This window comes from Acinetobacter sp. NEB 394, assembly GCF_013374795.1.
In the GTDB taxonomy this organism is placed as follows: domain Bacteria; phylum Pseudomonadota; class Gammaproteobacteria; order Pseudomonadales; family Moraxellaceae; genus Acinetobacter; species Acinetobacter johnsonii.
In genome coordinates, this window is record NZ_CP055277.1 from 1,113,754 (window position 1) to 1,139,308 (window position 25,555).

18 protein-coding genes, 9 pseudogenes and 1 other annotated feature are annotated in these 25,555 nt (G+C 42.2%); of the genes and pseudogenes, 18 read left to right on the forward strand and 9 right to left on the reverse strand.

Features of this window, described 5'->3' with window-relative positions:
• Nucleotides 1-6: 6 nt before the first annotated feature.
• From HUK62_RS05215 to moaA, 4 genes and pseudogenes are all read right to left on the reverse strand, one after another.
• Nucleotides 7-611 (reverse strand): annotated as a pseudogene (locus HUK62_RS05215) (molybdenum cofactor guanylyltransferase).
• Nucleotides 612-747: 136 nt separating this feature from the next.
• On the reverse strand, nucleotides 748-1,965 hold the full coding sequence (locus HUK62_RS05220; RefSeq protein ID WP_176537271.1) for a molybdopterin molybdotransferase MoeA: 1,218 nt from the start codon (nucleotides 1,963-1,965) through the stop codon (nucleotides 748-750).
• A complete protein-coding gene (moaCB, locus tag HUK62_RS05225) occupies nucleotides 1,962-2,885 on the reverse strand; it encodes a bifunctional molybdenum cofactor biosynthesis protein MoaC/MoaB (protein ID WP_062035266.1) in 924 nt (307 codons plus the stop codon). The genes HUK62_RS05220 and moaCB overlap by 4 nt, the downstream gene beginning before the upstream one ends.
• Before the next feature lie 139 nt (nucleotides 2,886-3,024).
• Nucleotides 3,025-4,032 carry a GTP 3',8-cyclase MoaA gene (moaA, locus tag HUK62_RS05230; protein WP_176537272.1) on the reverse strand — a complete coding sequence of 336 codons (1,008 nt, stop codon included), beginning with the start codon at nucleotides 4,030-4,032 and terminating at the stop codon, nucleotides 3,025-3,027.
• 379 nt (nucleotides 4,033-4,411) lie between these two features.
• Between moaA and HUK62_RS05235 the strand changes: the two are divergent.
• The 6 genes and pseudogenes from HUK62_RS05235 (at nucleotide 4,412) to HUK62_RS05260 (ending at nucleotide 10,483) form a co-directional block, all read left to right on the forward strand.
• Nucleotides 4,412-6,825: pseudogene (locus HUK62_RS05235) on the forward strand (FdhF/YdeP family oxidoreductase).
• Between the two features lie 86 nt (nucleotides 6,826-6,911).
• Nucleotides 6,912-7,711, forward strand: a pseudogene (gene fdhD / locus HUK62_RS05240) (formate dehydrogenase accessory sulfurtransferase FdhD).
• A gap of 84 nt (nucleotides 7,712-7,795) precedes the next feature.
• The gene (locus HUK62_RS05245) at nucleotides 7,796-8,146 is read left to right on the forward strand and encodes a winged helix-turn-helix domain-containing protein (RefSeq protein ID WP_126037318.1); all 351 of its coding nucleotides are present in this window, start codon (nucleotides 7,796-7,798) and stop codon (nucleotides 8,144-8,146) included.
• A gap of 270 nt (nucleotides 8,147-8,416) precedes the next feature.
• Nucleotides 8,417-9,169 carry a molybdate ABC transporter substrate-binding protein gene (gene modA, locus HUK62_RS05250; protein ID WP_228723738.1) on the forward strand — a complete coding sequence of 251 codons (753 nt, stop codon included), beginning with the start codon at nucleotides 8,417-8,419 and terminating at the stop codon, nucleotides 9,167-9,169.
• Nucleotides 9,169-9,861, forward strand: a complete 693-nt coding sequence (gene modB / locus HUK62_RS05255) for a molybdate ABC transporter permease subunit (RefSeq protein WP_062035277.1) — start codon at nucleotides 9,169-9,171, stop codon at nucleotides 9,859-9,861. The genes modA and modB overlap by 1 nt, the downstream gene beginning before the upstream one ends.
• Before the next feature lie 4 nt (nucleotides 9,862-9,865).
• Entirely contained in the window at nucleotides 9,866-10,483 is a 618-nt protein-coding gene (locus tag HUK62_RS05260; protein ID WP_176537274.1) for an ATP-binding cassette domain-containing protein, read from the forward strand.
• 78 nt (nucleotides 10,484-10,561) lie between these two features.
• On the opposite strand, the gene HUK62_RS05265 is transcribed toward HUK62_RS05260, so the two are convergent.
• Nucleotides 10,562-11,650 carry an AraC family transcriptional regulator gene (locus HUK62_RS05265; protein WP_176537275.1) on the reverse strand — a complete coding sequence of 363 codons (1,089 nt, stop codon included), beginning with the start codon at nucleotides 11,648-11,650 and terminating at the stop codon, nucleotides 10,562-10,564.
• A 156-nt stretch (nucleotides 11,651-11,806) separates the two neighbouring features.
• Here HUK62_RS05265 and HUK62_RS05270 point away from each other — a divergent pair.
• Both HUK62_RS05270 and HUK62_RS05275 read left to right on the forward strand, forming a co-directional pair.
• Nucleotides 11,807-13,088, forward strand: a pseudogene (locus HUK62_RS05270) (D-arabinono-1,4-lactone oxidase).
• Nucleotides 13,089-13,272: 184 nt separating this feature from the next.
• A pseudogene (locus HUK62_RS05275) lies at nucleotides 13,273-13,983 on the forward strand (alanine racemase); the annotation flags it as partial.
• Here the strand turns inward: HUK62_RS05275 and HUK62_RS05280 are convergent.
• Nucleotides 13,929-14,399 carry a GntR family transcriptional regulator gene (locus HUK62_RS05280; protein ID WP_317113190.1) on the reverse strand — a complete coding sequence of 157 codons (471 nt, stop codon included), beginning with the start codon at nucleotides 14,397-14,399 and terminating at the stop codon, nucleotides 13,929-13,931. The pseudogene HUK62_RS05275 and the gene HUK62_RS05280 overlap by 55 nt on opposite strands.
• On the opposite strand from HUK62_RS05280, the gene HUK62_RS05285 reads away from it, so the two are divergent.
• Complete coding sequence (locus tag HUK62_RS05285) at nucleotides 14,352-14,888, forward strand: hypothetical protein (RefSeq protein ID WP_228723740.1); 537 nt, start codon at nucleotides 14,352-14,354, stop codon at nucleotides 14,886-14,888. The two genes, HUK62_RS05280 and HUK62_RS05285, sit on opposite strands and share 48 nt — an antisense overlap.
• Before the next feature lie 127 nt (nucleotides 14,889-15,015).
• Here HUK62_RS05285 and HUK62_RS05290 read toward each other — a convergent pair whose 3' ends face one another.
• A complete protein-coding gene (locus HUK62_RS05290; protein WP_176537276.1) occupies nucleotides 15,016-15,351 on the reverse strand; it encodes a gamma-glutamylcyclotransferase family protein in 336 nt (111 codons plus the stop codon).
• 13 nt (nucleotides 15,352-15,364) lie between these two features.
• A complete protein-coding gene (locus HUK62_RS05295; protein ID WP_176537277.1) occupies nucleotides 15,365-16,618 on the reverse strand; it encodes an MFS transporter in 1,254 nt (417 codons plus the stop codon).
• A gap of 96 nt (nucleotides 16,619-16,714) precedes the next feature.
• Here HUK62_RS05295 and HUK62_RS05300 point away from each other — a divergent pair, with 96 nt between their 5' ends.
• The 4 genes and pseudogenes from HUK62_RS05300 to HUK62_RS05315 all read left to right on the forward strand — a co-directional run.
• A complete protein-coding gene (locus HUK62_RS05300) occupies nucleotides 16,715-17,626 on the forward strand; it encodes a LysR family transcriptional regulator (protein WP_176537278.1) in 912 nt (303 codons plus the stop codon).
• A gap of 100 nt (nucleotides 17,627-17,726) precedes the next feature.
• Nucleotides 17,727-18,460, forward strand: a pseudogene (locus tag HUK62_RS05305) (IS3 family transposase); the annotation flags it as partial.
• Nucleotides 18,002-18,118: a sequence feature (AL1L pseudoknot), on the forward strand. Its footprint overlaps the pseudogene before it by 117 nt.
• Nucleotides 18,461-18,973: 513 nt before the next feature.
• Nucleotides 18,974-20,215 (forward strand): group II intron reverse transcriptase/maturase, encoded by a 1,242-nt coding sequence (gene ltrA, locus HUK62_RS05310; protein ID WP_004826931.1) that lies wholly within the window; start codon nucleotides 18,974-18,976, stop codon nucleotides 20,213-20,215.
• Nucleotides 20,216-20,294: 79 nt separating this feature from the next.
• A pseudogene (locus HUK62_RS05315) lies at nucleotides 20,295-20,780 on the forward strand (IS3 family transposase); the annotation flags it as partial.
• 149 nt (nucleotides 20,781-20,929) lie between these two features.
• Here the strand turns inward: HUK62_RS05315 and rarD are convergent.
• On the reverse strand, nucleotides 20,930-21,835 hold the full coding sequence (rarD, locus tag HUK62_RS05320) for an EamA family transporter RarD (protein ID WP_176537279.1): 906 nt from the start codon (nucleotides 21,833-21,835) through the stop codon (nucleotides 20,930-20,932).
• A gap of 108 nt (nucleotides 21,836-21,943) precedes the next feature.
• On the opposite strand from rarD, the gene HUK62_RS05325 reads away from it, so the two are divergent.
• From HUK62_RS05325 to HUK62_RS05345, 5 genes and pseudogenes are all read left to right on the forward strand, one after another.
• Nucleotides 21,944-22,405, forward strand: a complete 462-nt coding sequence (locus HUK62_RS05325; RefSeq protein WP_176537280.1) for an Lrp/AsnC family transcriptional regulator — start codon at nucleotides 21,944-21,946, stop codon at nucleotides 22,403-22,405.
• A gap of 296 nt (nucleotides 22,406-22,701) precedes the next feature.
• A complete protein-coding gene (locus HUK62_RS05330; protein WP_176537281.1) occupies nucleotides 22,702-23,523 on the forward strand; it encodes a hypothetical protein in 822 nt (273 codons plus the stop codon).
• A 69-nt stretch (nucleotides 23,524-23,592) separates the two neighbouring features.
• Nucleotides 23,593-24,422 (forward strand): annotated as a pseudogene (locus HUK62_RS05335) (nitrite/sulfite reductase).
• A gap of 1 nt (nucleotide 24,423) precedes the next feature.
• Nucleotides 24,424-24,840, forward strand: a pseudogene (locus tag HUK62_RS05340) (CidA/LrgA family protein).
• Nucleotides 24,833-25,543: an LrgB family protein gene (locus HUK62_RS05345; protein ID WP_176537282.1), complete on the forward strand. Its 711-nt coding sequence runs from the start codon at nucleotides 24,833-24,835 to the stop codon at nucleotides 25,541-25,543. The pseudogene HUK62_RS05340 and the gene HUK62_RS05345 overlap by 8 nt, the downstream one beginning before the upstream one ends.
• Nucleotides 25,544-25,555: the final 12 nt, after the last annotated feature.

A 25,555-nucleotide genomic window follows, 5' to 3' on the forward strand; every position in this document is an offset into this window, starting at 1 on the left:
GCTGGACTAAGAGTCTAATGACTTTTGGTAAGCGTGCACTTCTTCAAATGAATTGAGGCTGTGGTAAGTCAAATGCGCATTTTGAATATCTACTGTTTGTGGCGACAGATCGTTAAAATAGCGTTTTAAGCTGAATTGTTGTTGGTGTAAATGCTTATTTAAGGTTTCTAGACTATTGCGTTTTAACAAGCAAAAAGGATAGAGCGCTTGTCCATTGATATTCAGGTAGACAACAGAAGAGCGCGGATGTTGTTCTAATGTGTGATGGAGGCGTTGCAATATATCTTGTGGAATGTTGGTAATATCACACGGGATAAATAAAATATAATCAGCCTGCACATATGACCATGCTGTTTGCATACCGATTAAAGGCCCTAAAAAACCGGCACTATTATCTTTGAAACAGTGAATATCAGGAATCAACTCACTATATTGCGCATAATCGCGATGACTATTGATCCATATGTCCTCAACTTTTCCATCAAAAGCTGAATATATTTTTAACAACTGGATTTCATGGTCAAATCTTTGTAAAAGCTTATTGGCTCATTCATTCGTGTGGCTTTCCCACCCACTAAAATCACTAGTGCTGTTGCTGGGTAGTTTTGCATGCCTTTGATCTAACATTCGTATGTAGGGATAATAATGCTCGTTAAATATTCAAGGGTACGGTCTAAGACAAAGCTGTTCATGCCTTAGACCGTGTGCAAAAAGCATTTGGTTTGTATCACTATCCAATCGATGTCCTTAGATCGAGATGAAATCGACATAGTCCAATGTTACAGGAACATCAGATCGAGCAGGGATTCGAACAATACTATTGGCTCGATTTAAGTTACTGAGCATGTGGGATTGTTGTTTGCCGAGTTTGGAAACGGTTAATTGTCCAAATTCGTTGACATCTAATACCATGCGAACCAGTTGCTCACGGCTGTCTTGTTTAATGCTGTCGTTGAAACGAGCTTTTTTCCAAGCGGGTGCAGCAGACGTAACTCCCTGTAAAGCCGCTAATAGTGTTGATACATGTACAGCAAGACAGGTGAGCACAGCAGCAGGGTTCCCAGGCAAGCCAATCAAATAAGAATGATGATGGTCTGTCTGATATTCAGCAAAATACAATGGTTTACCCGGTTTTTGCGCAACTTGCCAAAAAATCTCTGTCGCACCTAAAGCCATTGAAACAGGTCGAATCAAGTCATAATCGCCTACCGAAACACCGCCTGTAGTAATGACCACATCATAATGATTCATGACATTCGAGAGCGCTTGTGTGAGTATCTTCTCATCATCAATCACATGCTCTAAATAAACTTCAGTAAAACCGTGTTCTTTGAGCCAAGTACGGATCATTGGCGCATTGGCATCGAACACTTGAGAGTCATTGTCCAGTTGCGTATTGACTTCATCACCAGTAATAAGCACTGCAATTTTAGGTTGGCGATAAAGCTCGACATGCTGAACACCCGCCATACTGAGTGCCGCAATTAAACCGCTGCCTAAACGCTGGCCTTGTTGCGCAAGTGTTGTCCCGATGGACAACTCCTCACCTTGATAACGAATGTCTGCGCCTTTGTCCAAAGCTTGAGTTAGAGTCGCTTGATCATGGCTACGCGTGATAATTTCCTGACGAGCCACAGTATCTGCTGAGTTTGGCAGTTTGCCCCCAGTAAAAATACGAACGGTTTGTCCTGCTTGAATCTCAATATGTTCTTCAATACCTGCACGAATTTCACCAACCAATTCAAAGCGAGTAATTCCTGCTTGCAAGTCTTCAGAGCGCAGCGCATAGCCGTCAACCGCACTTTGGGTAAATAGAGGCAAGGCAACTGTTGATGCAACATCTGCCGCTAAAATATGTTGATGCGCCTGTACTAAAGGCAAAGTAACGACAGGCAATGTTTGGACGGCGCTATAGTGTTCAAGAGCTTGATCGAGTGTAATTAAACCAACGCTAGAGCAACTCATTCATAACCTCCTGGATGGGGGAGATCACGGCAGACATCAAAAATATGGACCAAAGCAGGTAAAATGGCTGCCATAGATTCACTTGCACCACCACGGCTGCCCGGAAGGGTAATTACCAATGAACGGTCAATAAAACCTGCAACGCCACGTGACATCGCAGCATAGGGGGTACGTTTTTGTCCGAAAGCACGTGCGGCTTCCATCAGCCCATTGAGCTCACGTTCAAGTAAAGGCTCAAGTGTATCTACTGTAATGTCACGCTTGCCGATGCCTGTTCCACCCACAGTAATAATGCAGGCATAAGATTGAGTGAGCTCTAAGACCAATGTTTTTAACTGATCGGCTTCGTCAGGTAAAATTTGATAGTGAATCGGATCAAAACCAGCTTCGGTTAAGGTCTCGACGACGGAGCGGCCAGCAGTATCGGGTTTACGACCTGCGGCAACGGTGTCCGACAGAACCAATACTGCCGCAGAAACAGACTGACGCAAATGACGTTTAAAGTGTGATTTCCCGCCTTTTTTCAGATCGAGTTTACATTGCTGAATGATCAGCTCATGCGGTTCGCAATGTGGTTTGAGCATGTCGTAAATGGTGAGAGCCGCAATACTGGCAGCAGTCAAAGCTTCCATTTCTACACCTGTCGGCCCAATCGTTTCCACGGTTGCATGAATAACCACACGGTCGACAAGCAGTTCAAAATCGACATCGGCGCGGTAAATAGGCAGTGGGTGGCACAGCGGAATCAGTTCATCGGTACGTTTTGCGGCTAAAATCCCAGCAATGCGAGCTGTTTTGAGAGCATCACCTTTTTCGGTATTGCCGTCGGCAAGAAGTTGTAAACAATGTGCAGGGGCAAGCAGTTCGGAGCTTGCAGTTGCAACGCGATAGCTTTCTGGCTTCATGCCAACGTTTTTCATAAAGTATTCCGAAACATTGAAGTGTTGATCTAAAGTGAAACTGTTCGATCAAGAGAAAAAGTTTATGACGTATTTAGATAACACAAAAATAAATGCGGATACAGTCGAATGACTGACAAACTCAAAATTAACCCGCTAATTAACCCCCTATGGCATGCATACTGATTTTGCGTGTTGGGGCGTGTTGATGTTCAATAAACCCTGCTTTTTTATGCCATACCGCATTCAGAATCTGGGCTTGTAATAAAGCGGAATCTTTTTGTTGAAGTAAATGACGCAGCGGTGTTCCCCTATTGGCAAATAAACAGGTAAAAAGCTCTCCCGTTGCAGTGATACGTAAACGGTCACAGCTTTGACAGAACGGTTTGCTAATGGTGGAAATAATGCCTAATGTGTACTGATCATTAAGCAGATAAATAGTTGCAGGATCATGTTGTCTGGGTTGTTTCTTAATCTGAAAATGGGGTTCAAGTATTTGGACAATGTTATCTTCAGTGATGACTTTTTGACGCTGCCAGTGCTTAGGTTGATCTAAAGGCATATATTCAATAAAACGTAATGCGATCTTCTGTTGATAAGCCCATTGGGTCAGTTCAAGCACTTCATGATCATTTTGTCCTGCGACTAAAACACAGTTCAATTTTATCGGTAGATTGGCTTGTTGTGCTGCTGCGATGCCTTCGAGCACTGGTGCTATCGGACGTTTAGTCATGTTCATAAACGTGTCTGCATGAATGCTATCGAGGCTGATATTAAGATCATCTAGTCCTGTTTCTTTTAGTGCTCGTGCATACTTGTTTAAATAGAAAGCATTACTGGTCATGGAAATACGTTCTAAACCGTGTGGCTTGAGCCGATTCAAAGCATCAATAAAATTGACTACGCCTTGACGCATCAAAGGCTCTCCACCTGTTAAGCGAATGTGCCGAATGCCTAAACTGACCATCATTTCACAAAAGGTTAAAAGCTCTTCAAAGCTTAAGATGTCTTTTTTGGCCAACCATTCAGGTGTATCGGGCATGCAATAACTACAACGAAAGTTACAACGATCTGTCAGTGAGATTCGGAGTTTATGTTTATGACGGCCAAATTGATCGATCAGTTGCGCTGACGTATGTTCTAAGCATGTAGTAGTCGAACCGTCCATAGTCGCTCCACTTCGTATTTACGTACGCTTTAGTTTTTATAAACGAGAGTATGAAATGTTTTATTTCAAAGATCAAACGGAGTCTTGAAGCTGTTTAGTTCGTTTATTTTCAAAAATTGAGAGGGTGTTCCTCGAACACGATCCATCAAGTCATTGTCTTTTGTAATAATTCATCTATTGAAATTGCATACCAAAAGGGTGATATTTTTGATCAGAAGTGTTTTGGAATTGTGCCAAGAAATGTAGGCATGATGAATAAGAAATAGACAAAAAAAAAGGGATGAGAAATCCAAATCGTTTGCAAATGCTATGAGCAAAGCGAACAGTGAATTTATCATTGCAGAACTTTTTACTGAAGATAAATATTGAGGGCGGTGAGATGGAAAACACTGAAGAGAAAAAGCATGACGATGAAGAAACCAGCTATGCACGAATAGAACCTTATACCAATCCTGCGGGTGGATGGGGCGCGTTGTTAAGTGTTGCAAGAAACTTAAAGAGACAGGAAGTTTTCAAAAAAGGTGCGATTACGCTCCTCAATATTAACCAACCCACAGGTTTCGACTGTCCAGGATGTGCATGGCCTGAAAAGAAAGATGCACATGCCTTTAACTTTTGTGAAAACGGTGCGAAAGCCGTTGCCTTTGAAGCCACTTCAAAACGTGTTACGCCTGATTTTTTTGCAACCCATACGGTCAGTTGGCTGTCTGAGCAAAGTGATTTCTTGCTTGAAGATTCAGGTCGTCTAACCGACCCAATGCGTTATGACAGCGCGACCGATAAATATGTGCCCATCTCGTGGGATGATGCTTTTGCCTTAATCGCAAAACATTTACAAGCCTTGCATCATCCAGATCAAGCGGCATTTTATACTTCGGGCCGTGCCAGTAATGAAGCGGCATTTCTATATCAACTCTTTGTCCGTGCTTATGGTACCAATAACTTCCCAGACTGTTCCAATATGTGCCATGAGACCACCAGTGTAGGCTTACGTGACTCAATTGGTTTGGGTAAGGGAACGGTGACTTTAGAAGATTTTGATATCGCCGATGCGATTTTCAGTTTTGGGCATAATCCGGGCACCAACCATCCGCGGATGTTGGGGACTTTACGTGAAGTGTCGCGCCGTGGTGGCAATATCGTTGCCATTAATCCACTCAAAGAGCGAGGATTAGAACGTTTTCAAGATCCGCAAGCAGCTGTTGAGATGATGACCAATGGCAGTACACCCATTAGTCGTTATTATTTCCAACCCAACGTGGGCGGTGACTATGCGCTCATGTTTGGGATGCTGAAACATTTACGTGAATGGGACATTCAAGCACTGGCAGCTGGGAAAAAGAGCGTTTTTGACCGATCTCTTATCGAAATGAATACAGTCGGTTTCGATGCCATGATGGAAGAAATAGATCGTACTGCATGGTCAGATATTCATACACATACGGGACTTAGCCCTGAGCATTTAGAGTCTTTAGCTAAAATGTATTTGGATGCCAAAACGGCCATTTTCTGTTGGGGCATGGGGATTACACAGCATCGGCACGGGACTGCAAATGTACATATGCTCGCGAACTTAATGTTGGCAAGAGGGCATATTGGTCGTCCAGGGGCAGGTTTAGCTCCGATTCGTGGGCACAGTAATGTGCAAGGCGATCGAACTATGGGGATCAATGAACGACCAAGTACAAAATTACTCTACAATATTGATCGAGTTTTTGGCATTAAGTCGCCACGTGAACATGGTTTTGGTGTAGTGGATACCATTAAGGCGATGTATGAAGGTGGTGTAAAAGTCTTTATTGGTTTAGGTGGTAACTTTGCTGTTGCCACTCCCGATACACCTTATACACAAGAAGGCTTACGTCGTTGTGATTTGACGGTACAGATTGCAACGAAGTTGAATCGTAGCCATTTGGTTTGTGGTAAAGAGGCATTACTTTTACCTTGTTTGGGCCGTACCGAAGTTGATATGCAACAGCATGGGCCGCAGGCAGTGAGTGTTGAAGATTCCATGAGTAATGTGCATCTTTCAGCAGGGCGTAATGAGCCTGCTTCTAAGAATCTACTTTCAGAGCCTGACATTGTGGCGCGTATGGCAGCAGCCGTCTTGCCAGACAGTGATATCAAGTGGAAATGGTATGTAGAAAGCTATGACCGTATTCGAGATTCGATTGAAGAGGTCTTTGATGAATTTCATGATTTCAATGCACGTGTTTATCAGCCGGGTGGTTTTCACTTAGAGCATCCAGCAATCAGCATGTGTGGAATACGCCTGTAGGCAAGGCCCAGTTTTTAATTACGCCGTTGGCTGAAGTATATGCCGATAAAGAGAATAAATGCGCTGAACAATATACAGGGGCCAAAGTCTATACCCTAATGACCACACGCTCTCATGACCAATACAACACCACCTTGTATGGACTCGATGACCGTTATCGTGGGGTATTTGGTCAGCGCCGTGTTTTGTTTATGAATGCAGAAGATATCGCTGCGGCTAGTTTTGTTGCAGATCAATGGGTGGATATCGAAAGTATTTATTCGGACGGTGTTAAACGTGTGGTTCAAAGCTTCCGTATCGTCCCGTATAACATTCCACGGGGTAGCCTCGCAGCCTATTATCCGGAGACCAATCCATTGGTTGCACTCAGTAGTCATGATAAACACGCCAAAATACCGGCTTCGAAAAGCGTGCCTGTGATTTTGCATGCAGGCCAAGCTCCTGAACATTTTAACTTGGCACAAGCGGTTGATCCTGAAGATGCCAATCAGATCGTGAATCGAGAGGTTAGTTGATTCAATACTGAAATGGCACCTGCTTTGAAGGTGTCATTTTTTCATGATTGAAGGGTTGAGTGTTTAGGGAAGATTGGAAAATTATTATGGATATTCGAGCATCGACGTTGAATTCTCTGGGCTATGAAACGGTTGATATTCAGCGTTTAAGTGAAAATAGAGCTGTTGAACAATCTGATTTTGTGGTGCAAGAACACCCTATTGCTTTGGTTTATAATGGGATTTCCCATACAGTAATGATGGCAACGCCAGCAGATATTGAAGTATTTGCGAAAGGCTTTAGCTTGTCTGAAGGTATTTTGACGAGTTTGAAAGAGCTTTACTCTTTAGACATATACGAAACGGAATTTGGGATCCAAGTCGAAATGAAGATTTCTACTCGGGCCTTTATGGCGCTCAAACAACATCGACGGATGATGGTTGGACGCACGGGTTGTGGTCTCTGTGGGATTGAAAGCTTGCAGCAACTTCATTTGGATTTACCTCAAATTACTACAGCCCTTTGTGAGGGATGGCTGGCTCAAATTCCCCAAGCCATTGCTCAACTCAATACCCGACAGAAAATCACCCAAATGACGGGTGGTGCACATGCGGCTGCATGGGTTGAAGCAGGGGAAATAGTGGCTTTGTTTGAAGATGTGGGCCGACACAATGCTTTAGATAAACTATTGGGTTATATTGCAGAAAATCATTATGATGTAAATCAAGGTTTTGTGGTGATTACCAGCCGCGCCAGTTATGAGTTGATTCGTAAGTGTGCTCAACTGAATATTGCCTTGCTGGCGTGTATTTCAGCCCAACCAGTATGGCGATTAATATGGCAAAGCAGTCAGGTTTGACCTTAGCGAGTTTTTGCCGCGGTAATGGTTTTGTTTTATATACTTGATATTCAAAATTTTGCTGTATAAAAAGTAAAAGGTTTTTCTTTAGGTCATCTGCTTTGATGACAGGTCTTTATTTGAGTGAATGTATGCAGGACGTTAAATTAAAATTACAGCTCAGAATACTTCTCAATCAAGACATTGCCTTTGGGCCAGGTAAGGCCGAGTTATTGGAAGAAATTCGCCGTACAGGTTCAATTTCTCAAGCTGCAAAAAGTATGAATATGAGTTACCGCCGTGCATGGCAGTTGGTTGAAACCATGAATCATAGTTTTCAGTCAGGATTGGTCGAAACTCAAAAAGGTGGAACGCATGGGGGTGGGGCAAAACTCACGGACTTGGGCGAAAGTATTTTAAGTCAGTTTAGACAGATGGAAATAAAAGCACGCCTTGCGATTGAGCAGGATTTTGAAGAACTAGCTCAACACCTTAAACCATAATCTAGCTAGTTAGGTCAGCTAATCCTTTTCGTACCCAGTAATTGCTTACACGAATAAGCTTCCTCTATTTGATAAAACCTCTTATTTAATCACTCGATAGCAAGAGCAGTATCAGTCACGTGATTAAGATACAAACACTTTAACTTGAATGATAAATAATCTGTTTCTGGAATTGACGTTGCTTATGTATCCATATATTTTTAAAAACATATCGGTCAATTTATAACGCTTAAGGGGAACATGGTGCTGCTCAATTTTAAGAATAAGTGCATGCAATATGCGATGTTGTGTTGTGCTTTGGCTCTTGCGGCACAGGTACATGCAGAGCAAGCCATTACCGTTTATGCAGCAGCCAGTTTGACCAATGCTATAGCAGATGTCGATGCAATGTTTGAACAACAAAAAAGAGTACGTGTGAAAACCTCTTATGCCGGGTCGTCGACTTTGGCCAAGCAAATTGAAGCGGGTGCACCTGCGGATGTTTTTATTTCGGCAGATGAACAATGGATGAATTATCTGCAAAATAAAAAGTTAATTGTGCCGAATAAACGTGTGAATTTATTGGGCAATCGTCTTGTTCTAATTTCGCCCAAAGCTAAGCCCGTCAAAATAAAAATGGATAAAAGTTTTGATCCTTCTACTGCCTTTCAGGGCAAGCTTTGTACAGGTGACACCAAAAGTGTTCCTGTAGGAAAATATGGGAAACAAGCACTGACCGCATTGGGGTGGTGGTCAAAACTTGAACCAAGATTGGTTGAAACTGAAGATGTCAGAGCTGCGCTCAACTTTGTAGCGCGTGGCGAATGTCAGCTTGGCATTGTCTATGCAACCGACGCTGCTATCAGTAAAGATGTCACCGTCGTTGGCGTTTTCCCTATCAGCACCCATACCCCGATTGTTTATCCCTTAGGTCTTGTCAAAAATAATCCAGATGCACTAGCGTTTTATCAGTTTGTACAAAGTAAACAAGCACATGCAGTCTTTAAAAAATATGGCTTTACCGTTTTATCTGCTGCTAAGTGATGATGTTTTCTTTATCGGCTGAAGAAATAGAGGTACTCAAGTTATCTTGCCAAGTGGCTGCAACCTGTTTGGCATTGAGTCTGACCCCTGCGTTGGCAGTGGGTTGGGTTTTGGCACGTAAAGAGTTTTTTGGCAAATCCTTATTTGAAACGTTTATTTTTCTACCTCTGGTGCTGCCGCCTGTGGTGCCAGGATATTTGCTGTTACAGATTTTTGGCGGAAACGGGATACTGGGTAAGTATCTTGAGCCCTTTGGACTCAATTTTGCATTTAACTGGAAAGGCGCAGTTTTAGCTTCAGCCGTGATGGGCTTTCCACTCTTGGTTCAATCGATTCGTTTGGCCATAGAGTTGGTGGATCAACGACTAGAAATGGCGGCGAAAACGCTCGGTGCTTCCTCCTTGGGCACTTTTTTTTATGTCACTTTGCCTTTAGCCAGCAGTGGCATATTGGTGGGGGCGATTTTATGTTTTTGTCGCAGTCTGGGCGAGTTTGGCGCAACTATTACCTTTGTCGGTAATATTGCAGGGGAGACCAGAACTTTGCCCTTGGCCATGTATAGCTTGATGCAGCAACCCGACACAGAACAAGCGGTTTGGCGACTGATTATTCTGTCATTAACTGTGGCATTTTTGGCGTTATGGTTTGCCCAGTGGTTTCATCGCTATCAGAAAAACAAACGAGGGCATTAAGACGATGATTGACTGTCATATTCAGTTAAATTTAGGCAGATTTAAACTCGATCAGACATTTTCATCTGAACATCCTGTCGTTGGTTTATTTGGGGCTTCAGGTTCAGGAAAAACCAGTATTTTGCATGCCATTGCAGGACTTAATACTCCAGTCAAGGGCTGGATTAAAATCAATCATCAGACATGGTTCGATGCTGAAAATAAGATTAATTTAAATGTACAGCAACGTCATGTTGGTTTGGTTTTTCAGGATGCACAACTGTTTCCACATATGACGGTGATGCAAAATTTATTGTTTGGCTATAAGCGAATTCCGCCTGAAAGCCGACGTTTTGATCCCGATTATATTATTGAACTGCTTAAACTTAATCATTTACTCAGTCGTATGCCGATGAAGCTTTCAGGTGGTGAAAAGCAGCGAGTTGCATTGGGTCGGGCACTGTTGTATTCGCCAAATTTATTATTATTAGATGAACCCTTGTCTGCGTTAGACGCTGCACATAAACAGGAAATCCTTCCTTTTTTTCAAACCGTCCAACATGAAACCCATATCCCGATGTTGTATGTCAGCCATGATATGGATGAAATTAAGCAGCTGACCGAAACAGTTTGGTTGCTTTAATTAAACACATTTCAACTTCAACTTTTAAAGAGGGAACGAATAAAAACAGAAAAAATGGGCCTCCGTATCAGCTTAGGATCATTCGGTACCATTTTTATAAACAGACGGCGCTTGGCCTGTCCAGCGTTTAAATGCCCGACGAAATTCACGTACTTCTCTAAAACCTAAAGCTTGGCTAATGTCCCCAATGGAGAGATTATTTTCAAGCATCTGTTTCGCTTTTCGTTCTAACACGGTTTGTCGAATTTGCTGAAAACTAATGCCTTCTAGCAATAAGGAGCGTCGAAGATGACGCTCGCTCATTTGTAAATAGTCTGATGCGAGTTGCATATCAAAGCGTACAGGAAGGTGCTGATCGATGAGCTGGTCTAATAAATATGCATATTGTGCATTATTAAGCTGATCAATTTCTTGTTGTGCACGTTCACAAATCTGGATGGCAGTTGCATAGTTGGCAGGGCTATAAGTTTTGAGTGGGCGCTCTAGCATACTTCGTTTAAATCGAATGACATTTCTGTCTGCATTAAAGTGAATCGGGCAGGAGACAATTTTTTGATATTCGGCAAGATGCGTGGTTGGAGTATAACTCAGCTCTAACAGAATAATATCTTGATGATCGCCTAGCATGGCATTGAAGCAGGCCATGATGCTACTCAGTAGTTCATCACATAAAAATATCTTGAGGTTTGTCGGTGTAATATTTTCGATGAACTCTAATTCAACGCTCTCCCCAGCAATTGTAAAGTTTAAGTTTAAAACACTACCCGAAACTTGATGGTAACGTAGAGCAATCTCTAAGGCATCCGCTACAGTTTTACAGGACTGCATGGCAAAACCTAAAATACCCATGGAAATCAGGCCTTCACTACTGCCAATTTTTAAGCCTAAGTTGGGTTGCTGGCTCGAAGCCAAGGCATTCTGAATCACATGACATAACTGAGTAAAACTCACATAGCCATGTGCTTGCTGGATTTGATTGATATTCACGCCTGAATGCTGAAACCACGCGCTGTAATCCCATTGCTGCTGTTCTGCATAATGCAGCAGTCCAGCCAATATTGTGGGTGGGATATATTGCCGTGTATGAACGGTGTAATTCGACTGTTTAGGCATAAGTCCGTTTTGCCCCCCTGAATAGCGATCATTCAACCCTGTTTGGTATCTCATAATTTTGTTTAACTTTCAATATGCCAAAGCGCAGATCAATTCAACGTAGTGATGAAAGGAAAATCAAATGAAGCCAAAGGATTGGACAAAGCAAGAAAATCAAATGAGTCGACTGAGTAAAGTGTATGTACTGGGCGAATGTGGAGTGAGTCGTCCATGAAAACTCAAGAGACATATACGTGGTCGAACTGGTCAGGGCTTCAACAGGCTCATCCACAACACATTTTGCACCCTGACAATGTATTGGAGTTACAGCATATTGTACAAAGTCACCCGAAAATACGGGTTGTGGGGGCAGGACATTCCTTTACACCCCTAGTATGCACCGATGCGACTTTGGTGTCATTGAACCAAATTTCTGGTGTGTCCTCATCTGATACAGCCCACAGTCGGTGCAGTCTTTATGCAGGGACTCGATTGTACAATTTGGATCAATATCTAGAACCTATCAATCAAGCTTTAATGAACCAAGGCGATATTGACCAGCAGAGCCTTGCGGGTGCTGTCTCAACAGGAACACATGGTACGGGTGCAGATTTGCACTGTATTTCAGCTTATGTGAAAGATTTTGAGTTATTAACTGCTTCCGGTGAAATTCTCAACTGTAGTCGCACCGAAAATCCAGAAATCTTTGCGGCAGGGCGTGTTTCATTAGGTAGTTTGGGGATTTTGACTAAAATGACCATGCAAAATCGTCCGCGCTTTAAACTGAAGGAACATATTCAGCTCTGTACAGTAGCAGACATGGTGCAGTTTATTCAGCAATGGAAACATCAGCATCGACATATTGAATGTTTTGTTTTTTCCCATGCTGAAAAACTCATGTTGAAAACCTTAGATGAGACAGATGAAGAGCCACAACCCCGTAAAGAAAGCTATCCGTCTGAAGATATGTTATTAACGATCTGCTCGGAATTAATTAAAAACGTTCCGTCCTTGAATCCTTATGTGCAAAAACTGTTAGGCACTTTTGTTAAGCCAACAATGGCAGTGGATTGGTCGAGTAAGATCTTTCCAACAGTACGTAATACCAAATTTAATGAAATGGAGTATCAGATTCCTGTTGATGATGGTTTGGATTGCTTAAGAAGAGGTATTAGCGGCATTGCGACACCATAAGGTTGCGACCTTTTTTCCGCTCGAGTTTCGTTTTGTCAAAGGAGATGATATTTGGATCAGCCCATTTTATCAGCAAGACTCTATTTCGATATCGGTACATCAATATCATAAGCAAGACCCACGGTTAATTTTTGATATTGTGGAGCCTATTTTTCAGAAATATAAGGGACGGCCCCATTGGGGCAAAATGCACAGTATGACGACAATGCAGCTTCGAAGTTTATATCCGAAGTGGGATGATTTTCTTAGGTTGCGTCAGCAGCTGGACCCAGAGCGAAAATTTTTGAATCCTTATTTAGAGCAGTTGTTTTTAGGATGATTGGTGGTGAGCAGGATATGGCTAAAGTGTAGGGTTGTACGTGAAGGATGGTTTGCTAATCACAAGCCTGACGATGAACTCTACACTAAAGCTCAGGTTGATGGCTGTGGCTTTTAGCTGATAGGCCATATGCTTAGTAAGCTAGTTTAAGGTGACTACTTTTATTCAGAATAGGACAAAAAGAATGTTGGATCACTATTTTAAAACACTCAATTCAGACTTAAAAACACAAGGGATTGCGACACCCCAACTGATTGTAGATGACGCTGCATTACAACAGAACATCCAATATATTCAAACGAAGCTCGTTCAGGCGGAACAGTTAAAACCCCGTTTAGTGGTCAAATCGTTGGCCAGCTTAAATTTACTCCAGCTGCTGTCGGAGAAATTGAATACACAGCGTTTTATGGTCTTTCATGTGCCACATATCCAGTTGATATTAGAAAATTTCTCAGCGGCTGATCTTTTGTTGGGGAAGCCCATGCCTGCCCAAGTAGCTCATGCTTTTTATGCACAAAATTCAGCTTGGACAAATGCAAATATCCAATGGTTAATTGATACCAAAGAACGGTTGTTGCAATATTTAGAGATAGCCAAAGACTATGCCATAAGTCTGCACGTGAATATTGAAATTGATGTGGGCTTACATCGGGGTGGGGTGCAGTCTGAAACGCAATTTGCTGAAATGTTAAGTGTTATCCAGCAATATCCACAATATTTAAAACTGTCAGGCTTGATGGGCTACGATGCGCATGTCACTAAAATACCATCGATCATCAAAAAACCAGATCAGGCCTATCAAGAGTCGCAGCAGATTTATTTAAATTATCAAAAGGTCATTCAAACGCAGTTTCCAGCCCTTTGGAACAGTGATCTTTGTTTTAATGGTGGCGGTAGAGCACGTCGAACACCTGTCTCATATAACCATTCGGGTGGTAACCAGCCGCAACCTGGTTTGAGTGTGCTGTGATCTGTATCCAAGGCTTGTCGAGAGACCCATAAAGGATCGACCTCTCTATCGAGCTTAGGCCCCATTTGGGCTAAAGCCAGTGGCGCGACAGGGCCAGACACATAAAAGCCTGATCCAGGTTTAGACAGAATGATGCCTTCGGCCATTAAACGTTCATAGGCTTCGACAACGGTTGAAACAGAGACCTGCAATGTCCGTGCTTGTTGGCGCACAGAGGGAAGGCGATGACTGGGGAGATAGGTGCGTGAACTAATTTTGAGTTTAATTTCATCCATAACTGCATCAATTCGAGTTTGGCTGCGCATTCCATTTCTCCTAAACTGTATGGGCTTTTTATACATAACAGTTTTTATTTATTGTACTGGAGTGATAGTAGTTTTGTCGTGGGTGGGGCCGATGCTAATTTACAGCAGCTTGCTCAGCAACTTGAATTGCGAGGAACACGTTTTGTTAAACGCTTGAATGTTACTATTGCATCACATACCGTATGTATGGATGCTGCGGTTCAGCCGTATCGGCAAGTTTTACAGCATCAAGACTTTGTTGGTTTATGCACGGCTATGATTAGCGGTTCGGGTGGACATAAGTTTTTTAAGACTACAGATGCAGTGAATGCGTTGATTCACCAAATGAATCATGCGATTGATTGGGATGCTTGCTTAAGTGCTATACAAGAAAATCAGCCTGATTTTGTCTTAGAAATTGGGCCGGGCAATGCCTTAAGTAAAATGCTCTTGGAACGTAGTCCAAATTGTATTGTACGTGCGGTGGATGATTTTAAAAGTTGGTCTGGGTTGAAGGCATGGTTAGAAAAACAGAACTTTGCATGAATTTGATAATGCGTATCAAGGATTCAAAAATTAGCGGTACTTGAATATTAGGAATAACATTCAAATACCGCACAATTTTTCGATGTATGCACAACATTTATACGCTAACGATATGATGTCATGCTTTTTATGTATTTGGGTTTAACGCATAAACATAAGCCTGTTGTATTTGCCCATTTTCTAAAGTGACTTCAGTTAAAACACGCTGATATTCACTTCCTTCAAACTCATCTAAGCTGTTCCACAGCGTATCTAATTGCTCTGAACTAAATATATATCCATCAACAGCTGGTCCATCTGGGCTTAGCATTAGCCCAGGAAAACCAAGTTCTGCACCCCAACCCGCTTCCTTAAGCAAACCTTTCACAGAACCTTTGCTCCATGTACCGGCAATCACTTCTAAAATATGAGCATTCGGTTTGTTTGGCCCTAAAGTACCGTAGACAAATAAGTGTTGTTGCATAATGTAGATGTTCCTAATGGGTAACAGATGGAGAATGAAGTGGTTTTATTGAAAAAATAACGATGAGTGCAATTAGAATCAGAAAAATATTTAATATAACGATGCCATTCCAGCCATGGCTTTGCCAGATATTTCCGCCATACGCACCCACAATGCTTGAACCTAAATAATAAAAAAGCAGATACAAGGAAGTGGCATGACCTTTACTGGATGTCGCGAGTTCTCCAACTCGACTGCTAGCAATGGCATGGGCAATAAAAAAGCCAGTGGTCACACAGCCAATCCCGAGAATAATCAAAAACAACGAGGCAGAAAGGGTAAGTAGCACGCCTAAGAGCATGCATGAAAAGCCCAGGATAATCATCTGCTTTTTGCCTATTCTGTCTGCAATATTGCCTGCAATCGAAGAGGAAATAATACCCAAACTATAAGATAAAAAAATGAGGCTAATCTGGGTTTGGCTTAAATGATACGGTGCTGCAAACAGTCTGAAGGTGACATAGTTAAACAGCGTGACAAATACACTGGTGAGTAAAAAGCCAATCCCATAGATTTTTAACAGCCGTGTATGACTTAAGTGTGTATACCATGCATGTAGATGGAACTTAAAAGAGATGCCTTGCTGGGCAATGAAATTTCGTGAATTGGGTAAGAGTTTCAAAAAACCAAACGCACAGAACAGACAAATGCCGCCGAGAATGGCCATGGAAATACGCCATGAGAAAAACTCGGTCAAAATGCCCATGCCAACACGTCCCATCATGCCGCCAAATGCTGTGCCTGCAATATACAGCCCCATGGTTTTACTTAAATTTTTGGGACTAATTTCTTCTGCAATCCAAGCCATGGCAACAGCGGGAACTCCACCTAGGACAAAACCTTTTAAGCTTCTTGAAACCATGAGCACATGCCAACTCGGTGAAACCGCGCATACCACATTGAGTATAGAAGCCAAAAGCATAGAGAAAAACATGAGGCCTTTTCTGCCCAATGTTTGTGAAAAGGCACTGGATAGCACGATCGACATAGCCAAAAAGCCTGTGGTTAACGACAGTGCTAGAGCACTTGCACTGGGTGCAATATGGAAACTCTGACTTAAGTTCGGCAGTAAGGGTTGTACGCAATAGATCAGTGAAAAACTGGCAAAGCCCAACAAAAACAGTGCCATGCCCGCTCTTTTATATTCAACTGTACCTTGGCTGATGGTCTGTGGAATCGGCTGTTGAGGGGTAGACCAATCTACTTCTAGTGAAGAGCTCAGTTTCATAACTTGGCGGATTTAAAATGGAGAGAAGCTTTATTTTAATAACTACATACATATATGTATAATATATATAACTCAATAATGGTATAGCTTTAATATATGGAGCTGCGCAATATTCAATATTTTATTGCTATCGCGGAAGAGCAAAGTTTCTCTAAAGCGGCCTTACGTCTCGGCATAAGTCAGCCGCCGTTGAGTATGCAAATTAAAAAATTGGAAAGGGAAATTGGCGTTGAACTTTTTTATCGATACTCTCATGGTGTAGCTCTGACACCAGCAGGGGAAACTTTTCTTAAAATGGTTTTGCCTGTTCAGAACCAACTAAAAAATGCGGTGAAATTGACCCAAAGTACGGCAAATGGCGAATTGGGAGAACTACGCCTCGGCTTTACAGGCACCTCAATTCTAAACTCTTTGATTCCAACTGCCATTCAAGCATTTCAACAGCAATACCCTCAGGTGAATTTGGCATTAAAAGAAGCCAATTCTTTAATTTTAATTGAAAGTTTATTGAATAATGAATTAGACATTGCAATTGTACGACCACCTGCACAGTATCCTAAAGCCATTACGATTCGTAATTTGATCGATGAAAAATTGATTGCTGCCTTACCGATTCAATATCCCGCAGAAGATGAGGTAGTAGATTTGGCAGAATTTAAGCATGAGAGCTTCATTGTCTCTCCACCAGAGGTGAGTGCAGGGCTGTATGCCGCGATTTTAAATAGCTGCCAACAGCATGGCTTCACGCCTAAAATTGGACAGCAAGCCCCTCAGATTGTTTCGATTTTATCGTTGGTTGCGGCGAATTTGGGCATTTCTTTGGTGCCTGAATCTACCCAACAGCTCAAAATTGAAGGGATTAAATATAAATACCTGAAGAATAAGACCGCGACAATTGGACTCGGTATTGCGTTTAAGGCAGATTTGCATAGCCAACCTGCAATCAACTTTTCCAGTTTATTGAATAGTATTGTGAGACAACATCATCATTTAAAAGGTTCGCTGTAATTCACTCTATGTCGTTTTAAATATGAAGTGTCAGCACCTAACTCGCGGAGTGAACCGTACCGGGTTTGTCGGAGACCAAGCTTTCTGAGAGAATGTCCCGATGAAAAAAGTAAAATATACCCCTGAAATCAGAGAAAGAGCGGTTCAATTATTGATTGAATCCGAGAAAGATTATCCATCGAATTGGGCTGCGATCACCGCTATTGCTCCCAAGATAGGTTGTACTCCTGAAACTCTACGTGTTTGGTATCAAAAATATTTAGATAAACAAAACCCAATTAAAGTACAGCAACTTTCAGATCAAGAACGTATTAAACAACTCGAACGTGAAAATAAAGAACTGCAACGTGCTAACGAAATTCTACGTAAAGCAGCCGCTTTTTTCGCCCAGGCGGAGCTCGACCGCCCACACAAATAATGGTAGATTTCATCCATAACAATAAGGCGTTATATGGTGTTGAGGCGATTTGCAGGATTTTACCGATCGCGGCTTCTACCTATTATCGAACACTAGATTTCGTTGAAAACCCAGAACATCGAGCAAAGCGAGATCTACATGACTTGCATCATGCTGAACAAATTAAACGAATTTGGAAGGAAAGTTCAGGTCGATATGGTGTGCGTAAAGTTTGGCAAAAATTGAAACGTGAAGGCTATGTTATTGCTCGCTGTACAGTTGCTCGATTGATGCAAAAACTAGGTATACAAGGTGTTTGGCGTGGTAAGAATAAACAAACTACCCGTAGCCGAGAGGATCAAAAACGAGCAGATGACTTGGTGAAACGCAATTTTAGTGCTGATCATCCTGACCAGCTATGGGTCGCTGACTTCAGTGTGCCGCAGCAAGCGGCGTAAGAGATGAGGGTATGGCCCCTCGCTATCGGCTTGCAGGAGCAGGTAGCAAACCACCATAAGCGGCTTGGATCAAAAGTCCCGGTCGTGAGCGTTATGGAAAAGGCATCGTAGAGATGTCAGGTAAGAATTAGGAAGGCGAACACCAGTGAACTGCCGTTCAAGTGTCGAAAGTACTCAAATGACATCAAAACCGGGGATGGAAGTTACCCCGCGATTAGTTTGGCCGTTACCTGCTTACGGGCCATTCGGTGTCCGGCGTAGAGGCAGCGCGATCCTAATTCAGGCTCTTACGTTGAACTGCGGGAACCTTCGGTGGCGATGTCAAGCGAAAGGCACAAGCTCAAAAGGCAAGGCTGATAATAGCAATGCGTCACCAAGGGGCGGAGCAACTCGTAGTAGTGTTGAAGTTACTGTAATGGTAATGGAGCGAAGGGGTTGCATTATCCAGGTCTACGGATTTGTCAACTGTGCAAGCAGGAGGAGCAAAACTTTATGACCAAACCATTTAACATTCCTAAAGCGTTAATCTGGGAGGCATTTAAAAAAGTCAAAGAGAATGGTGGCGCTCCAGGCGTTGATCATGAATCTATTGAGCAATTCGAAAAGCATTTAAAGAACAACCTATACAAACTATGGAATCGACTTTGTTCTGGCAGTTATTTTCCACCGCCAGTTAAGGCTGTTCCGATTCCAAAGAAGTCAGGTGGCGTGCGTATACTAGGTATTCCAACAGTTGCAGATCGAGTCGCGCAAACAGCAGTTAAGCTCTTATTAGAGCCGAAAATTGATCCATTATTTCATCCAAACTCATATGGATATCGTCCGGGGCGTTCTGCCCATGATGCAATTGCGATAGTGAGGAGACGAAGTTGGGATTATGACTGGGTTGTGGAATTTGATATCAAAGGTCTCTTTGATAACATCGACCATGATTTACTCATGCGTGCACTCAAGAAACACTGTGAAATTCCATGGATTCTTTTATATGTGCAACGTTGGTTAAAAGCACCAATGCAACACATAAATGGCCATCTTTTAGAAAGGAATCGCGGCACACCACAAGGTGGTGTTGTGAGTCCTTTATTGGCGAATTTATTTATGCATTATGCTTTTGATATGTGGATTACGAAACATCTTCAAAGTGTACGGTTCTGCCGTTATGCAGATGATGGCGTAATTCATTGTCGGAGTTTATCTCAAGCCAAACTTGTTTTACAAAAGATCGATGCACGATTTCGTGAATGCGGTCTCGAATTGCATCCAGACAAGACAAAGATTGTTTATTGCCAAGATATTAATCGTCGTAAAGCATATCCCGATGTTCAATTTACTTTTCTCGGGTACACGTTTAGGCCCCGTAAGGCTGTGGACAAGTATAAAAGAGTTTATGTAAATTTCTCTCCTGCAGTCAGTCGTGATGCACTTAAAGCAATGCGACAGACTATTCGGAAATGGCATCTACATCTGATGTGTAATCGCGAATTAAGTGATTTATCTGCAATATTCAATCCAATTCTTCAAGGTTGGCAGCAATACTATGGTCGATTCCATGGTTCAGCAATGTCAGCGATCTGGCAACACATGAATGCTTATCTTATACGCTGGATGAGGCGTAAGTATAAAAACTTGGCCCGTCATAAAAGACGGGCTAGATATGCCTTAGGGCGACTTGCGCGTGATTTTCCAAATGCCTTTGTGCACTGGAAAATGGGATGTTTACCATCGGTTGGATAATGGGAGCCGGATGAGCTGAGAGGTTCATGTCCGGTTCTGCGAGGGGCTAAGGGTGAAATTCCCTTGGTCTACTCACCCGTATATTCAAACAAATTCAGGCTGGGTTTATACTGCATTTATTATTGATGTCTTCTCACGAGCAATTGTTGGATGGAAAGTATCGACACGGATGAATACAGATATGGTGCTCGATGCACTTGAGCAAGCGTTACATGCTCGAGACATGCCAAAGAATGTGATTCACCATAGTGACAGAGGGGTTCAATATCTTTCCATTCGCTATACCAATCGTTTAGAAGCAGCAAATTTACGAGCATCAGTCGGTACGACCGGTGATTCATACGATAATGCTTTGGCTGAAACAGTGAATGGCTTATACAAAACAGAGGTGATTGAATATTTAAAAGCAGATTGGCAAGGTTTAGCGGATGTACAACTTGCGACATTAAATTGGGTAGATTGGTTCAATAAAGAGCGTGTACATAGTGCACTAGGTTATGTGCCACCTTTTGATTTTGAAGCAATGTACTATGATAAAATTAATCCGTTAGGTCAGGTGGCCTAACTTAAATAAAAAGTCTCCGACAAACCCGGTACGGTTCAGAGTCAAATAGCCATTTAAATAAGAACAGAAAGTCAGTTCTCGATTCAGCACCAAAGCATGTCTAGACGGCTAAATTTAAGTAATCTAGAGGAAAGTATGCTAAAAAATGCCTATATCACTAATTTACGATTCTTTTTAAAGCTGGGTAATCTTTCAAGCATGAGGGTGGAAACTGCGAGCCAAATGGCGATATAGGTTGGCCATTCTGCTGAAGTAATGCTTTCCCCTAAGGCGATTGAAACCGCCACTAACAATATCGGTTCAACATAAACCAACAGTCCAAATAAGCTTAAGTTTAAATGCGGGGCAGACAAGGATTGAAATGCCAAAGCCAGTGCACTGATTAGTCCAAGTCCTGAAATGAGCCAAAGCGTATGTGAACTTTCAGATAGGCTTTCTGTGACGATACTGCCTTGCATGATAAAGAAAATACAAACAGGGAGGCTCAACATCATGTCAAACCAAAGTCCGCCTATATTATTCGTCTCCGTTTTTTGTCTGAGCCAAAAATAGATTGGATAGCCTAAGCAAATCAGCAGAGTGGGCCAACTCAGTGTTTGAGAAATCGCCAAGAGGTTCAAGATCCCCAGCACTGCAAAAATACAGGACAGTTGCTGAAAGCGTGACATTCGCTCTTTAAAGGCAATCCGACCGACAATCACCATGCTAATCGGCATCATAAAATAACCGAGTGAAATATCTAGTCCATAGCCATGACTGGGTGCCCACATAAACAGCCACAACTGAATCCCAATTAAAAACGAAGATAAAATTCGCGTTAAAAAGAAAAAGCGCTCTTGGTAGAAACGGCGATAAATAACCACCACCTGAGACCAATTGCCTTTGAGCCAAATAAAAAGCGTTAGACATGGAATGGTCAATACGATGCGCCAGCCGTATATTTCTGTACCTGCCAACGTGCCCAAAAGTGAGGTATAGGCAAACATTAAAGCAAATAACACCGAGGCTGTGACATTTAAGCTAATGCCAAGTGCTGGATTGGTATGCGTAGTCATAGGCGGTTCTTAAGCTGTATCAATGGATGATATTTTATTGCAATACTCTTGATAAAATGGCTTGTAATTATTGGTTTGAATGAGAAGATTTCTCGTAGGAGGCTGCTCATGCAATTGGATAAATTTGATTTCGCTTTATTGGAGCATCTGCAAAAAGATTGCTTAACGCCACTCCGAGAATTGGCCGATTTAGTGCATTTATCAACGGCCTCAGTACAACGTCGCATTCAAAAATTAAGAGACAGTGGCTATATTATTGGTAATACCGCGGTGCTTGATCCAGACAAATTGGGACAAGTGATTACGATTTTTGTCGAGGTTCGCGTCAACCAAACCCACGTGAGAGACCTTGAGGAGTTGAAAACGAGTTTTTCAATTCCAGAAGTACAGCAGTGTTATTACGTAACCGGTGAGGCAGATTTTATGTTGGTACTCTTGGTATCAAGTATGAGTCGGTTTCAGGCCTTATGTGATCAGCTTTTTCATCATAATGCCAATGTGCAATGGTTTAAAACCACCGTTGTGTTAGAAAGGATCAAAACAACTTTAGAGGTGTCTTGTCAGCCATAACTTTTATTCTCCTTTCTAGATTCCAGCTTATATTCAATGGCTAAAGGGGCTGCTTGAAATAGGAAAAGAGAAGAGTCGTTTCTGAATTTTTAGGCCCTCAAAATAACGCCATGATGGAATTGGGCTCCTATTTATATAACGAATTTATTTTTCTAATTTTGATGGCTTTATACCGGTAAAACTTGAGAAGAAGGCACGCTGTTATAGTTTTTTCAAGCCTTACTGTAGCTACTCATTCACACCAAACTAGCTGAAAATTTGACTCAAGAAGGGATCACAATCTTGATGGTGGCGTAATGTTTATAACACAGCAACTGAATACAATTTCTGAATTGGTTGAGGGGCAGGGTCTTTCAGATCAACTGCAACATCTACTTGAGCAGCAGTATTTAAACTTAGAAGCGACTTTGCTGCGTGCTAAAGTTTTACGTGACTTTTCAAGCGCTAAAGTTCAGTATATCGTGCAGTCTGCCATTCAAGCAGAACACGCGGAGGTCGCATTTTTATTTGCGCCTTTTATCTTGGCAAATTTAAACCATCCAGTGATTTATAGCAGTCCAGCCACGCCAACCGTACTCAATATCCTCAATCGTTACTATCAAGCAGAGCAAAAACAAAACCTAAAAATAGATGACGTGCTTGAGGCACTCAATGTTTATTTAGATTTGAGTGATAGCGTATTTAATGATGTCGATTTTTTCTATTTTTCATTGATCAAAGCGCTATGTCGAACTGATGTCTCGCAGATTTTTTTGGTGACATCATTGGTGCTCAATACACAAAAACTCGCAGAGCTGGAACAGTTTTTTAAAGTCAAAATTAACTATATTTCTACCCATCCACAAGATGCCATCATCGACAGTAGTGAATGGAATATGCGGAAATTGTTCTTTAAAAACAAAGATCAGCAATATATCGATTTATGCGAAAAATTCGCCACATTGAATGCGCAGTTATTGTTGAGTTATGGCAGTTATAACCAGCAGCAAGCGACCCAGTTGGTTGAAGATATGTTCTATGCCGAGCATATTTATGAAAAGTTATCGGTCTATGCCGAGTATATGCAGACCTGTTTACAACATGGCGTGTCCCGAAAGCAGGCGACTTTTTTCGCCTAACTTACATTTTTGATGCGCCATTCAAAACAGCTTTTCTTTCATATTGATGCATATACTTAGGTCATCCCCATGTTTTTATATACAGACTTTGATCAAAATTTATTAAATGAACGTGTCGCACAGTTTCGCGACCAAACCCAGCGTTATTTAGAGGGAAAACTGACCGAAGAAGAATACCGCCCCTTACGCTTACAAAATGGTTTATATGTTCAACGCTATGCTCCCATGCTACGTTTGGCAGTGCCTTATGGTTTAATGAACTCAGCGCAACTGCGGAAGGTGGCTGAGGTTGCACAGAAGTATGACCGTGGTTAATTGCAGATTTGGCTGACCAATATACCTTTGGTGAGCTGCGAACCACGCATGAGCAAAATATTGCCTTAACTGATGTACGCCAAAAGGATCTGTTTGAACTGTGGCAAGTCTTGGATCGTGGCAATTTAGCTCGTGCGCATATTGGCTTTCTGACTGACATGATTTGCTGTCCGGGCGGCGATTTTTGTTCATTGGCAAATGCCAAATCTATTCCGGTGTATGAGGCGATAGCTCGCCGTTTTGATGATCTGGATGCTTTATATCATTTAGGCAAGGTTGATTTGAACATTTCAGGCTGTATGAATGCGTGTGGACACCACCATGTCGGCAATATTGGCATTCTAGGTGTCGATAAAAAAGGCGCTGAATATTACCAAATTAGCTTAGGTGGTAACTCAGATCATGATGCATCCATCGGTGATATTTTAGGGCCATCATTTCCTGCAGAAGATATTCCCGATGTGTTAGAGGAAATTCTAAATACTTATCTGGATTTGCGTTTGGAGTATGAATCTTTTTTAGAAACCTACAAACGTGTCTCGATCCAGCCGTTTAAAGAGCGGGCTTATGCGGACATAAATTGAGATGTTGGCTGCCCGAAATCGGCTGAAGAAGCTAAAAACTGCGAGCTACCAAATCATCATTATTTTGGCCGTTTGGAGCTGTGCTGATATCTTACAAAAGTAGCTGAATTTGCCTGTGGCATCAGGGGTACTTGGGTTTTTTCTGCTGTTGTTTTTACTTGAAATGAAATGGTTGAAATTAGCCCACGTTGAACGCGGTGCCGATCTGTTACTGGCGGAATTACTGCTGTTTTTCATTCCGCCGGTGGTCGGCGTGATTCAATATCCGGATTTATTGATTGCCAGTGGTTGGAAAATTTTGCTGGTGATTTTAATCAGCACCGCTTTGGTGATGATGGTTTCTGTATATAGCGTGCGGTTGTTGTTAAAGCAGCCAGTGCTAAATCAAGAACCAAAACTGGAAGATCAGTATGACTGAATTCTGGGGAATTTTTTACTTGGTTTGGACCGTGCTGTGCTATTTCATGGCAAAGCAGTTTTTTGTTCGAACACAAAAAATCTATTTATCCCCCATTATTGTTGTTCCTAGCATGAGCATCATACTGATCTTTCTTTTACAGCATCAGTTCCAAGACTATTACTTTTATACCCAATATTTGGTGGCCATGCTCGGTCCAATCATAGTGGCTTTTGCTATTCCTGTTTTTCGTTATCGCCGCATGATTCAGCAACATTTTAAAGTGTTGCTCTTCAGTTCCAGCCTCGCCATGTTGGTGGGTATTTTCAGCAGTTGGTTTTTGGCGAGCCTATTGGACTTTGATGACATCGTTAAAAATAGCCTGTTGGCGCGTTCCATTTCGATTCCCTTTGCTTTGGTGCTTACCGAAAAACTCGGGGGCTCCATCAGCCTGATTCCGCTATTTACTGTGATTACAGGTTTAGTCGGTATGTTGTTGGGAGACCTCCTCTTGCTTTGGATGAAATATAAAAATCACCTTGCCTCAGGTGCAGCACTGGGTAATGCCGCACATGCTATGGGCATAGCTCGAGCAAGACAGCGGCATAAATTGGAAGGCGTCATTGCCAGTCTGTCGATGATTATTTCAGGAATCATTATGGTGCTATTTGCGCCATCGCTGATTGCGGTGACGAAGTATTTACTTGGCTTTATATCTTTTTAAATCAATAAGGAA